The sequence below is a fragment of the Massilia oculi genome, from assembly GCF_017582745.1.
In the GTDB taxonomy this organism is placed as follows: Bacteria; Pseudomonadota; Gammaproteobacteria; order Burkholderiales; family Burkholderiaceae_D; genus Telluria; species Telluria oculi_A.
Genome location: NZ_JAFVIM010000032.1, coordinates 40,071 through 52,602, shown reverse-complemented (window position 1 = coordinate 52,602; position 12,532 = coordinate 40,071). Strand labels below are relative to the sequence as shown.

Below are 12,532 nucleotides of genomic sequence, written 5' to 3'. Positions count from 1 at the left end.
GAGGGTAAGGCTCTCCAGCGGCAAGGAGGGGGTATCACGGGGCAGCGCCGACCAGCTGCGATGACAGAAAACGACGCAGCTTAAACTCGCTGAAAAACTGTCTTGACCGATGGGTCCACTTTAAACACCTTTTGTATTGCTTCGATCTCTCCGAGCTCGTCCCTCCACTTCGCCATGTGAATGACTTCGTCAGCACCTAACGCCTTGCTGGCAATGTCAATGCTCTGCCGTATGGCAGGTGAGGACGGCGATAGTGATGCGTCAATAGCAAAGAATGGTAGTGAACGCGCCGTCTTGTGAGCCTTTACGATGCGTAACAGGTCATAAAGCGCACCTTCATCAAAATGGATATTGCAGAGAATGAGGTCTGCACCATTGTCGAGTTGAGCGACTGCATCTGCTAAGCGCGTGACAATTACGATATCGAAATACTTCCCATACACAGTCTCGAGTGCTGCTACACTTTCTGGCACAGTCGCTGCCAGAATTCTCCTCGACTTCTTGCTCATTGTGTCCGCTCCGACCTATTAGCTCTTTATTATAAGGCAAGTCGGGGGGCATCAGAGAGGCCCAGCGGTATTCGGACTCTTCGGATGATGGGGCCTTCATCCGGGGCAGGGACACCCTGGGCTACCTTAATCTCTGCCGCCTCGGTTTTAATTTTCAGACCCTCTTTGCTTGCTATCGTCGGCGACTGCTGCTGTGCCTGAAACAGTGGTGACAATTTAACAAATCTGAAAATAAAGAAACATTGTCTGCTCATTCTCCGTGCAAAGTCCTCCGACTACGCTACGAAGATCGATGCTGACAAGCTAACGGCGGCGACGTCTGCTTTGGGTCGGAAGCAGCCGGTCCCGGTCCCGGCTGGTGGCATTACGACGGCTGTCAGGTCACGGATGAAGTGGGTTGCAGTTATTTCAATATTGGTGCCGGTCCATCGCAGCTATTCTTCGAAAATCGTCGCAGCTATTAGCAAAATCTGGTGGGGGCAGCCCGGTGACGCGGTAACTTTCGTCGCATCTATTTCCGAAAGACATAGAGCTCTCGTCGGTGACGCAGTGTCTCTCTACATGACAAAGCTCGAGTACAATTGGCTGGCAGTCCAACTCTACATGGAGATTTTGTTATGGGTTTCGTAGATCAAGTAACTATTAAGGTATTGGAAGATGTGCGTCGTGCTGGCATAACCCCCGACGTAATAAAGAAGGCACGACAAGAACAGGCCGTGCAGCGTCAAATTGAGCTTATCGGTGGCCCAGGTGTCTTGCATGTACTACAGCGCTATAAGGAAATTATTGATCGTCACACGATCCCGCCTCATGTCGGGACTTCCGGCCCTCGTGCAAAAGCCCCGATTGTGATAGACGCAAGCAGTAGCGCTTTGGAAGGTAAGGGGTCAAATGCCGGCGGTGGCGATGGTGCAAGTAGCGATGACGATGGTGGCGGCGGCGATGGCGACAGCGACGGGCCCCGACGCCACACCCCTGTTATTTCTGCGAAACGTTCTCCTTCAGCATCTCGTAGTTCCTCTCACGCCGTCCGGCGCAAACTGAATTCCTCAAATTCCCCTGTTGTCATCATGCACGCCCGTGCGCTGGTAACGCTCGTCCTGATATCGGTGTTGTGCCTAGTCGGGGCTTTGAGCTTCGCCATCTTTGGGTATGAAAAGCTGGCACTCGCTTGTCTTGGCCTTCCTGCTCTCCATGGATGGACCCTCGCCAGCAAGCTAGTGGAGCCAAAATAGAGATTAAGCGGCGGCTTACTCGGCCGCCTTTTACATAATCTCCGCTGTGCGCCATCACGATGAGCCTCGCCTTCATTGAACGCAGCTTTGGGGTGACAGCTGCCTGTCGCGACAGTCTGTTATTTTTCCAGCTCGGCAACCTGCTACGCTGAAGCGAACGGCCGGGTTCGACCCATTGCGCACATTCACAAACTCAACTGTCGCCACGCCTAGGGTGCAAACTTAGAAATCCGCATTCTCCTGGATGCTAAACCTGTCGCCCCGGGACAGCTCGCGCGCCCTCGCCTACCGGAGCGTCTATGTCATGGCTTCTCCATCAGCCTTGTTGGAATAACTCGCCTTCCGAATCTTGTACACTGCTGCTGCTGTGTCGAGAAAATCATTCAGCGACCGCCTGACCTTTTCTAGGTGCTCTTCGAAGTCCGCCGTGTGGTCACTCAACACTGCATCGGTAAGGTCCTTCACCACCTTGCGCGGAAATGGTGCTTTCCTACCAGCCTGTTTGCTAATCTCATTTGCGGAAATGATGATCGAAAATTGGTTGAACTCATCCTTGGAATAGCTACGATGATGAATTATGGCATTTCGCTCAACGTTCTTTTCGCGACAGACTTTTCCCAAATCTTTCAAATGCGTGGCCAGTTGGTAGCGCTTAACATGCTTATTGGTGACCATTTGTAGATGCGACGTAGATTCATCTGCCACACCTAAATCGAGAAGATGATTGGCAAAAATGAGCGCTCGATCATAGATCGTAGCGCTACGGATGAAATAATTTTCAATAGCAAACTGAATTTGTTCAGCGTGCGTATATCTAGAGCCTCTTATAGGCTTTACAGATTGGGAAAGAAATTCAATAGAAAGGGCTGCCTTGTCCAATGCGGATGTGAGTACACCAAGCCCCATTGCACACGAAAGAATGTACCTCTGCAAATCCGTGGAAATTGTTACCTCGCCTTTCCGTGAGACAGCACCTGTCATAAGCGGGCTTTGATCATCGAGCAATATTAACGGCTGTATAGGGTGAGAGTATTTTTCCATGGGTCCTCGGGAGGTTTTGGCGCACATCGCGCCTTGAAAACGCAAGCTTAAACCAGTGGATGATCAGCACCAAGCTCCGAAAAACATACAGTAGGAACTTATTGCTCCCCGCTTACGGATTCAGGTCGCCAGCCCCAAGGGCGAGCAGAATCGTGTCAAAGCACTTGTCGCACTTGCCGGCGAGATCCTTGAAATGGGCTCTCAGGGTCCCGTGAGCCGCGCGCGCTTGTCGCTCTTCCTTGTCCTTTTCTTCGACGGAACTGTGCGCCTTCAAGACATTGCGCAGGGCGTGAATCGCCCCGGATTTTGATGAGGCTCCATTGTTTGAGAGAATGGAGCTATGAAGAAGCAACCCAAGTATTCCCCTGAAGTCATCGAGCGCGCCGTGCGCATGGTCGGAGAAGCCGGCAGCGAGTATCCGTCGCAGTGGGCGGCAATCACGTCGATCGCTGCCAAGATCGGCTGTACGCCTGAGACGCTGCGCCGTTGGGTGCGCCAGCGAAACCGATACGGGCCGGCGTCCGGGCCTGAGCAGTGCCGAGCAGGAGCGCATGAAGGCGCTGGAGCGGGAGAACCGCGAGCTGCGCAAGGCCAACGAGATCCTACGCCTGGCGAGCGCGTTTTTCGCCCAGGCGGAGCTCGACCGCCGCTTCAAATCATAAGAGCGTTCATCGACAAGCACCGCCATGTCTACGGCGTCGAGCCGATCTGCCGCGTCATGCAGGTCGCGCCGTCGGGTTACTGGCGTCATGCAGCGCTCCAGCGCAACCCGGCGCTGCAGTGCGCAAGGGTGCAGCGAGATGAGGTGCTCAGTGTTGAAATCGAGCGTGTCTGGCATGCGAACTTGCAGGTCTACGGCGTCGACAAGGTGTGGCGACAGCTGCGCCGTGAGGGAACCGACGTGGCGCGCTGCATGGTGAAGCGGCTGATGCGGCGCGCCGGGCTGCGTGGCGTCATGCGCGGCAAGGTCGTGCGCACCACGGTCCCAGACGCGAAAGCCCCATGCCCGCTCGACCGGGTCAACCGTCAATTCAAGGCACAACGGCCGAACCAGCTGTGGGTGAGTGATTTCACCTACGTCTCCACATGGCAGGGCTTCGTGTACGTCGCCTTCGTCATCGACGTCTTCGCTCGGCGGATCGTGGGCTGGCGCGTGAGCAGCTCGATGCGGACGGACTTCGTGCTCGACGCCTTGGAGCAGGCACTGTACGACCGTCAGCCCGAGCGCAGCGACGCTCTGGTCCACCACAGCGACCGCGGCTCTCAATATGTCTCTATCCGGTACAGTGAGCGTCTTGCAGAGGCCGGTGTACAGCCGTCTGTGGGCAGCAAAGGCGACAGCTATGATAATGCCCTGGCCGAGACTATTAACGGGCTCTACAAGGCTGAGCTGATCCACCGCCGCGCTCCTTGGAAGACGCGTGAAGCCGTGGAACTGGCCACGCTGGAATGGGTGTCCTGGTTTAACCACCATCGTCTGCTGGAGCCACTCGGCTATATACCGCCGGCCGAAGCTGAGGCAAACTATTACAAGCAGTTGAGCAGTCAGACTATCCCGGCCTGATTCACCCTAACCGGCCTCCACGAAAGCCGGGGCGATTCAGGCCGATTCAGACCGAGACTAGACTCGGCTGTCGACGGCAAAGGTTCCTTCCCTAAAGGTCCGGCCTTGTTGACTCACGGGGCTGGCATGAAACGACCTTTAACTATAACCGTGCAAGAGCTATATGAGCGACTACTTCAGCGACAGAGAACTCGGCCCGCGACCGCGCACAGAGCAAGAACTTACCCCAGCGGCGTGGGCAGGCATCGTAACGCTGGTGGAGTCGCTTGCGAACAGTGGATCTTTTGGGACCAGCTTTCCAGAAAAGTGCCCTGACGGTCAGGCTACTTGCGGCAACGATGTCCAAAGTCTCAAGCGAGCGCTCGAGGCCCAACTCCATGGCCTCTCTTGGCCACTGCAGACACAACAGGATGTCGTCGAAAATAATTTCATGCTTAGATGCGTGCCGTGGGCGCCGCCCGCTATGGACGCGCTCGATTGCATCGAATTTGTTTGGCGAAAAATTGCTAAACCTATTGTGGGCAAACATCATGATTTCTTTCAGCACCACCATCTCACGTTTGACGTGGACGCTGGTCGCGAAGCCTTCTGTACGGATGTCAACCGCATCTTTACGCGCAATGGCTTGGCTTACGAACTCGGGACAGACGGCCAGGTTCGTCGCGTTCTACCTGCTGTCCTTGGGGAAGCTCTTACACGCACATGTTTCCACACAGGCGACAGAACCCTCGACGTGATGCTGGAGGAGAGCCGCACCAAATTTTCTGACCCGGATCCACTTGTTCGTCGTGAAGCACTTGAACGTCTATTCGATTGTTGGGAACGAATAAAATCGCTGGCGGATACGAACAAGGCTAAGTCGATAAAGATCATTCTAGACAGGGCGGCGCCTGAGTCGGCATTTAGAGCAGTCTTGGAGAAGGACGCTCGAGAACTGACCGAAATAGGTAACAGTCACCTACTGCGCCGTCACGAAACCAGCCAGACACCAGTAGTTGATTCACAACACGTGGACTATCTATACCATCGGCTGTTCGCCATAGTCGAATTACTCATCAGGAAGAATTCTTCGTAACTGGTTATCAGTGATATAGATATCTGCATCAGTTTTCTGATGTAAGTAGTAAGTTCAGAGAGCGAAATGCTTGGAAGCAAAAAAACCTCTGTAAAAAGTGTTTTACTGTTTATTGCACAGAATACGTCGCCGTGCCTTAAGGCGAAATTGGTTCGTCAGAAAAATTTTATCTAGGGATATAGAGTGGATCTTGGCACATTCAAAAGTATTGTAGACGCGGTGCGTTCTTCTCAAATACAGGAAGAACAAAATTCTAATGACGTTCTGGAAAAAATACGGCAGTGTTTCACGCAGTCAGAAAGTGACCAAGCCAAGTACGATATCGGCCGTCTTATCGACGATATGGGCATACGTTATATGTGTGACCAAATTGAGGTAGAGCCATATCTCGAGGTGGCCTCAGCAATACGTCAATCACTTCGAGATCGAGGTACTTCTAGTCAGTCAACTAGCGATTGGCGGCGTGCCGTTGAGCTTGCTGTGACTTATGCTGCCAATTCTTATAGCTTGCCTTCTGAACAAGCGTGGAGGTCGAATGTCCGCGTCAATTGCTTGTCTACAGCCATTAGCGAATTACGTAAAATAGGTTACGCAATCGAATTACCGGATCGGGGCGGCTTCGTCCTGGCAGAATCTGAGACTAACCGTCTTTCTCGGGATATCGAATCGAAGGCATCTTCTCTTGGAAGCGCATTGGCGTTTAGCATTGGCGGTGCAATGGCAGGTTCTTATAGTTCTCTGACAGGGCGGTTCAACATAGGTCGCGGCGGACAAACTGTTCAGATTGATGCGAAGCCTCCCCGACCTTTGGCATATCTGTATCAGCTTGGGCTCCGCTACTTTGAGTATTCTCCGTCGGCTCCATTTCCAGAAGTGGTCTTAGGTGAGATTGTTAATTTAACTACGTGGGCGACAGCGCTCCTTGATTTGTCGGTCGAGTCGTTTGAGTTGATGTTTGCAAGAGAAACGGACACCATTCGCCTTCTACAAAAGTCTTTAATGTACGACTCGGTCTTTCTCCTCACTCAAGCAAAGACAGCCCACGCACTTGAATATCTAGAGTGGATGATGTCACGGGCGCCGCTACTAGGTCTTTCAGACAAGCAGGGTCGTACCGCAGCGCAGGTCCTGGCTGCGGCTGCCATATTGATACGGTCGTCTGAAAAGGCTAAGCCGGGTGATTTTATGCGCGCTTCGGTAAATAACATTGCGTATGCAACAAATTTAGACTTCGAGCATGCCGCTACTTTGCTGCGAGAAGTGTTTACGCATACTGAAGGGGCAAATCAATCGTTGACGTTTCCACCAGCAGATAATGCTATTGACGCAGCGTTTCGTCCGCTTCTTTGGTCTAATGGGAGCTTTATTTTGCAGCCCGCGCCAATGGCTGCCCGTGCTACGGTGAATGCGGCGCTACAGTGGTGCCGGATGAATTGGACTAAAGGTAACTTCGACGATAAAGCGATCGGTCCGCTATTTGAGGAATTTATTCGACACAAACTCATCAAGCAGGGTGTAGCGACAATTCATGGTAGCTATAAGGTCCCCAAATCTAAAAGCGAATGCGACGCTATTGTGGACGCAGAGTTAGCGGTCGTCGTTTTCGAACTGAAAAGTAAAATGCTTCGACGAGAAGGGCGGGCTGGCGATGACATTGTTGCGTTAGTGGATCTGGCGCAAGCTCTAGTACGCCCACAAGCACAGGCAATGGAGCGAAATGCGGTGCTTTTAGAAAACGACTCGCTAACATTGTACAATGATGTTTCGAGCTCTACGATCAAGTTGGGAGCACGTGAAGTCTTAAGATTGTCGATCACGCGTGGTGATCTCGGCAGTATACATGACCGCCCATTTTTGCAGTTATTTCTTCGGACCGGTTGTGGTACCGAATTCATAACAATTGACCCACAGCGGCAAGGCGAATTTAAAGCTTTGCATGATTGGTTCCGAAAACTAAAAACTGCCGCTGAGCGTGCTAAGGAGCCAATTTTTGGGACCCCATTCCCGTTCGAAAGGTCGTGGAGCCTTTCCGTTTTTCAACTGTTGTTACTACTCGAGCGAGTAAGTGACGCAAACTGTTTTGTTAAAGAACTACAACGGAATCGCCGAATTTTCACACCTTTACGTGACTTCTACTCTGAATACGAGTTTGCGCTCACACTCAACCCGTAGTCTGACTGATTGGAAGAATAGAAAAGTGATCACTCTGACCACCAAGTCACAAGTTTGAAAAAATTCTCCGGCTTCTCGCCGATAGCACGAAGCCAGTCTACGAGCTCAACAACGTCTAGACGTCGCTCCAGGTTTTCAACCTTAGCAACGTAAGACTGGGGTTTTTCAAGTCTCTGAGCTAACTCGACTTGAGTGACTCGGACCCTGTCACGTGAAGACTTCAAAAGTTCGATGAGCAGGAAGTATCGAGGATCATGAATTGATTTCATCCCCGGATGGGAACATCTTCACAAAAATATCCCAAAATGGTATAAGTTTGGAGGTGAGGCTGTGTGCTGCTAAAGCTTGCTTCTTCCACATTGTTCTACAGAGCGTACGCAAAGTGACAGTGGTGATATTGGTTTTAGATCACAACAGGAGGTTTAGGTGTTTGCTAATGTCGAGTTGCGTAAGGAATGGGCAGTCAGGGTAGCCAGAGCACGCCTGCTTGAAAGTGCTGGACTTGAGTGTTTTTTGTGCGGCGGTACGGGCGCTTGGCCTTACCTGCAACATTTAAAGATATGCGTTCCATGTAATGGTACAGGTAAGCGCAGCACCGAAACGTTAAAGTAGTCAGCGAGACTACTGAATTCAGTAGCTACTAGGTAGGCGACTCTTCTGATTTATGTCGCTCTTGCCAGCCATACCTATATGCACGGGCATCATTTAAGGCCTGATGCCACTCACAATTAGGGAAGGAATGGTATCTGGAAACTGCCTCGGCAAAGGGACGGCTTTGTATCATCGGGCGAAGGTCGAGCTGCCCTGTTAAATTGGGATGGACTACTCCATCCCACGCATTTATCAATAGCTCGTAGTCGGTCCGATCATCGCATGCTATAACAACACTATCCGGTAATGTCGTGAACCACTCAGTCAGTTTTTCTCCAAATTCTCTTCTTGCGAATTTACGTTCACATGCCTTGTCTAACAGAGGTAGCACCGCGCGCGTACAAATGCATTGCAGTCTAAAGTAGAGTAATCATCACGCTCAGCGTAAAATTCGTATCTTCCGTCCTCCGAAATTATCCCAAGGCTGATTAGATCAATATTAAGCGGGTCAGTGTATCCTGTATCTAAAAATAGAACTAGCGGCTCCACTATGTTGGGCGTTTGATTTGCAAGTGCTGATTGATCTAACATGGTCTCCTTTCGTTCAAGTATAAACCGTATTAGGCAGAATAATTTCTATTAACTATTGCATGGTAAAAGCTGCAAATAGTTGCTTCTAGAGAACAGGAACCAAAAATGCGCCCCTTGCGCGTATTCTATATTCGGATGCCTGAGAACAATTTTCTGTGTCAAATACCGAGAGAATCTACCATCGTAAATAGCTACTAGCAAACGACCGTGTTTAAACAACCAGCTTCCGTTGCTCGACGAGGCGCGAGCCTGATGTAGTCTCTGCTCTTCCAGTACACTTTCCGTCGCTCGCCGCCCTTTGGCGCGCTCTAAATCTGTGCCACTTTAGTAACTCATTTACAGCATGTAGCTGTTGAGGGTTCTAAAATCCATGTTACAATAAGTATTTTGGCCTATCAAGTTTTTATTTCCTCGCAGGGCGTTGATGTTGATGTTGATGTTGATGTTGATGTTGATGTTGATGTTGATGTTGATGTTGATGTTGATGTTGATGTTGATGTTGATGTTGATGGGCTGGCAAGTTTAGGTTGTTAAAGTAAAGTAAAGTCTCGATTTAGAGATCGGCATAAATAGGAAGCGGAAAATGAGCGAGCAGTTATTGCAGACTGGGTTGAGTAAGACAATTCCAAGTGCCAAGATTGGAAAATGGGATTTTTATCATCTGGGGGCTACGAGTGTTAGCGCGCTTAGGGCGGCTCATCTAATTCGCGATGTTAATTATGGTGATGTTGAAAATAAAAAAGTAGACGCGATCCTATTGAACAGGAAAGATGTCATCGCTATCGTCGAATACAAAGTGCCGAAAGAATTTAAGACGGCAGCTCAAAAAGAGAAAGCTATTAAGCAGGAGCTTGAAGTTGCACGAAGGCTTGACTGTAAGATTATCGTTGCGACAGATACTATCGACACAGTTTGGGTTAACGCCGCTACTGGGGAACGTATTCTGAATGAAGATGGTAATGAAATAGTCTATCCGTTTGATGTTTCTGATGAAGGTCTGCCTTCATTGATCGAAAAAATAAACTACTCAATTAGCGAGAAAAATAACCAAATCCTTCCAAAGAAGCTGGTAAATCCGACTGATCTCGCCAGATCGATTTGGCAAGACGTTTGGAGTGTTAGTGGCGCGACACCGGAAAACTGCCTCTACACATTTGTTGAACTGTTCATTTTTAAATACCTTAGTGATTTAGGCATTCTTAAGTCGACCAATAGTTTCGATTTTCTTGTGAGTATGTACGACTCGGGAAATACTGTTGATGAAGTTCTAGAATATTACGCCACAAATGTTCGAAAAAAAATCAAAGAACTGTTCCCATATAATCCGCTTGACAATACAACTATTATCAACGGCACTATTTTTGTAAGTAAAGATCAAAAAGCTGTAGCCGGATATAGCACGGTGTTCAAGAAAGTCTTGATGAAGTTCTTCGATTATGGACGACTCGATCATATTGACTACGACTTCAAAAGTAAGCTTTTCGAAAGTTTTCTTAAGGAAAGTATAAGTAAGAAGAACTGGGGGCAGTTCTTCACGCCAATGAAGGTGATCCGTGCGATCGAGAAGATGGCTAAGGATGAGATCAAGGAAGGCGCAGTAATTTGTGATCCTGCTTGTGGGGTAGGAAAGTTTCTGTTAGAACCAATTAAGAGCCGTCTTGACCAGTTTTATAAGGTAAAGGGTAATGCTGTTACCCCCAAAATTACGATTCGGGGGTTCGATAAAGGTTTTGATAAAGATGAGCAGAAAACTATCATTCTAGCAAAAGCTAATATGCTCATTTATTTCAGTGAGATTATTAAAGATTATCCGAATCACACTAAAGAATTTGGGAAGATTTTTAACGACAGTTTTTCGCTTAAGACAAATTCTATTTTAGGGACATTACGTGACCCGGTTGAGAAAGAATATGATCTTATCCTGACCAATCCTCCGTACGTTACGAGTGGAAGTAGTAATCTTAAAGATGAGATCCAAAAAGATCTTGAACTGCGCAATTACTACAAGGTTAGTGCGATTGGCGTCGAAGGTTTGTTTATGGAGTGGATCGTTCGTGCGCTCAAACCAGGAGGAAGAGCTTACATTGTTGTGCCTGACGGAATCTTTAATCGCCAGAACGATAAAAATCTCCGCGCATTCTTATTGAAAGAGTGTTATATCGATGGGATTATTTCTTTGCCTTTGAACACTTTCTTCACAACAAACAAGAAGACTTATATCCTTTGTATTACTAGAAAGCAAAATAACGCAGATGTTCAGCAAGATCCAGTCTTTACTTATTTGGTCAGCGAAATAGGTGAAACACGTGATGTTTATCGGTTCGATGTCGAGCAGAACGATTTAGATGAAGCTGCAACTCTGTATCGGTTCTTCAAGGCAAATAAGGAGGCATTTGCTTCAATAAATAAAGATCTGCGATGCAAAATAGTTGATATTCATCAGTTCAAGCCAGAGACGAACTGGACTGTTGATCGGTGGTGGTCAACGTCTGAAAAAATTGCCCTGAAGATTCAGGAAGAAGAGAAGATTGTTAGTCATGAAGACTTGCCTTATCTGATTGAAGACGTAGCGGAGAATATTCTCAGTTTCAAAGCGTTGCTCGTTGAGCTGACTCAAAAAAAAAAGCCTGATTTAAATTTTGTTAACGTCTGCGTTGGCGAACTTTTCGATTTTCCTGCTATTAAAGGGGTTAGTAAGTCATTCGTACAAAAGCATCAGGGTACTATTCCTGTGTATGGAAGCGCTCAACTCGAAGAGCCAATCGGCTATGTGGAAGACGGTTTTCCTGGTTTAAAGTACTTTGAGAACTGTCTCGCATGGAATAGGAACGGTTCTACTGGATACGTGTTTTGGCATAAAGGAAAATTCACCACAACGGACGATCATCGCCCTATGACCTTAAAGTCAGAGTATATTGGAAAGGTAAATCTAGATTATGCGCGGCAGGCCATAGAGCGCGTTCTTCTAGCTAGTTTTTCGTGGAGCGATAAGGCCGGAAAAGAAAAAGTCTCGAAAGTTGAGATCCTTATTCCAGTAACTGAATCGGGAGACTTCGACACTGACGCTCAGAAGTATCTGACCGAAGTCCATAATACAGTTGATGACCTTAAGGAGAAAGTGTCGGAATACTCAAAGGCGATTAGCGATCTCAGCGTAGTACTAACGCCCAACTTTGATAAATATGTCGAAGTTAGAGTTGACTCAATATTTGAAATTTGTAAAGGAAGTGCTAAATACACGCGCAGCTTTGGCGAAGCTCATAAGGGGCAATTTCCAGTTTATTCAGCGTCAAATGTTGCAGCACTTACCCATATTTTGTCTTACGATTATGATGGGAGATATCTAACGTGGGCAACAAACGGGTTTGCGGGATATATGATGATTTTGGAAGGTAAATTTTCATGTAACGGCGATAGAGGCATCTTAGTTCCGTCGGTTCCAAATGTCGACATTGATTATGTGAAGATTTTACTTGAACCGATCCTACGTGGGCTCGCTAAAGGGCGTATCGACGAAGACGGAGGGAACGAGTTCACGAAGGTTTATCCGTCTATGGTAGGAGACGTAGTGATTAAACTTCCTGTATTGCCAAATGGTGATTTTGATTTAGAAGCTCAGATAGAGTTTTCTGAGAGGCATGCCAATATCGATGGCGTCTTCGACTCGATGTTACTGGAGCTTAAGCGTCTTACAACTGCGATATCGTAGCGGTTCTAATTTGGCTGGTATATGCCTAGTTCTTGACGTAGAAAA

9 protein-coding genes and 1 other annotated feature are annotated in these 12,532 nt (G+C 48.4%); of the genes, 6 read left to right on the top strand and 3 right to left on the bottom strand.

The genetic code is table 11. From position 1 onward, the window contains the following. Nucleotides 1-80 precede the first annotated feature (80 nt). Nucleotides 81-509: a hypothetical protein gene (locus tag J3U95_RS25525; protein WP_208281380.1), complete on the bottom strand. Its 429-nt coding sequence runs from the start codon at nt 507-509 to the stop codon at nt 81-83. Nucleotides 510-1,126: 617 nt separating this feature from the next. Here J3U95_RS25525 and J3U95_RS25520 point away from each other — a divergent pair. Continuing rightward, entirely contained in the window at nt 1,127-1,744 is a 618-nt protein-coding gene (locus tag J3U95_RS25520; protein WP_208281379.1) for a hypothetical protein, read from the top strand. Between the two features lie 297 nt (nt 1,745-2,041). Here the strand turns inward: J3U95_RS25520 and J3U95_RS25515 are convergent, their stop codons facing one another. Continuing rightward, nucleotides 2,042-2,785 carry a Cthe_2314 family HEPN domain-containing protein gene (locus J3U95_RS25515; RefSeq protein ID WP_208281378.1) on the bottom strand — a complete coding sequence of 248 codons (744 nt, stop codon included), beginning with the start codon at nt 2,783-2,785 and terminating at the stop codon, nt 2,042-2,044. Nucleotides 2,786-3,125: 340 nt separating this feature from the next. Between J3U95_RS25515 and J3U95_RS25510 the strand changes: the two genes are divergently transcribed. From J3U95_RS25510 to J3U95_RS25500, 3 genes are all read left to right on the top strand, one after another. Next, nucleotides 3,126-4,349 (top strand): IS3 family transposase, encoded by a 1,224-nt coding sequence (locus J3U95_RS25510; protein WP_229520096.1) that lies wholly within the window; start codon nt 3,126-3,128, stop codon nt 4,347-4,349. Beyond that, nucleotides 3,402-3,518: a sequence feature (AL1L pseudoknot), on the top strand. (Overlaps the previous gene by 117 nt.) Before the next feature lie 163 nt (nt 4,350-4,512). Continuing rightward, nucleotides 4,513-5,424, top strand: coding sequence for an AbiJ-NTD4 domain-containing protein (locus J3U95_RS25505; RefSeq protein ID WP_208281377.1), 912 nt, complete (start codon nt 4,513-4,515; stop codon nt 5,422-5,424). Between the two features lie 183 nt (nt 5,425-5,607). Further along, on the top strand, nt 5,608-7,596 hold the full coding sequence (locus J3U95_RS25500) for a hypothetical protein (RefSeq protein WP_208281376.1): 1,989 nt from the start codon (nt 5,608-5,610) through the stop codon (nt 7,594-7,596). A 29-nt stretch (nt 7,597-7,625) separates the two neighbouring features. Here the strand turns inward: J3U95_RS25500 and J3U95_RS28840 are convergent, their stop codons facing one another. After that, nucleotides 7,626-7,865, bottom strand: coding sequence for a helix-turn-helix domain-containing protein (locus tag J3U95_RS28840; protein ID WP_208281375.1), 240 nt, complete (start codon nt 7,863-7,865; stop codon nt 7,626-7,628). A 1,300-nt stretch (nt 7,866-9,165) separates the two neighbouring features. Here J3U95_RS28840 and J3U95_RS25490 point away from each other — a divergent pair. Both J3U95_RS25490 and J3U95_RS25485 read left to right on the top strand, forming a co-directional pair. Next, nucleotides 9,166-9,312: a hypothetical protein gene (locus tag J3U95_RS25490; protein ID WP_208281374.1), complete on the top strand. Its 147-nt coding sequence runs from the start codon at nt 9,166-9,168 to the stop codon at nt 9,310-9,312. A 49-nt stretch (nt 9,313-9,361) separates the two neighbouring features. After that, a complete protein-coding gene (locus J3U95_RS25485) occupies nt 9,362-12,487 on the top strand; it encodes an N-6 DNA methylase (RefSeq protein ID WP_208281373.1) in 3,126 nt (1,041 codons plus the stop codon). Nucleotides 12,488-12,532: the final 45 nt, after the last annotated feature.

What these genes read in the sequence shown, in the direction of transcription:
- J3U95_RS25485 (WP_208281373.1), top strand. Translation starts at nt 9,362, where the DNA reads ATGAGCGAGCAGTTATTGCAGACTGGGTTGAGTAAGACAATTCCAAGT.
- J3U95_RS25505 (WP_208281377.1), top strand. Translation starts at nt 4,513, where the DNA reads ATGAGCGACTACTTCAGCGACAGAGAACTCGGCCCGCGACCGCGCACA.
- J3U95_RS25515 (WP_208281378.1), bottom strand. Translation starts at nt 2,785, where the DNA reads ATGGAAAAATACTCTCACCCTATACAGCCGTTAATATTGCTCGATGAT.
- J3U95_RS28840 (WP_208281375.1), bottom strand. Translation starts at nt 7,865, where the DNA reads ATGAAATCAATTCATGATCCTCGATACTTCCTGCTCATCGAACTTTTG.
- J3U95_RS25520 (WP_208281379.1), top strand. Translation starts at nt 1,127, where the DNA reads ATGGGTTTCGTAGATCAAGTAACTATTAAGGTATTGGAAGATGTGCGT.
- J3U95_RS25510 (WP_229520096.1), top strand. Translation starts at nt 3,126, where the DNA reads ATGAAGAAGCAACCCAAGTATTCCCCTGAAGTCATCGAGCGCGCCGTG.
- J3U95_RS25525 (WP_208281380.1), bottom strand. Translation starts at nt 509, where the DNA reads ATGAGCAAGAAGTCGAGGAGAATTCTGGCAGCGACTGTGCCAGAAAGT.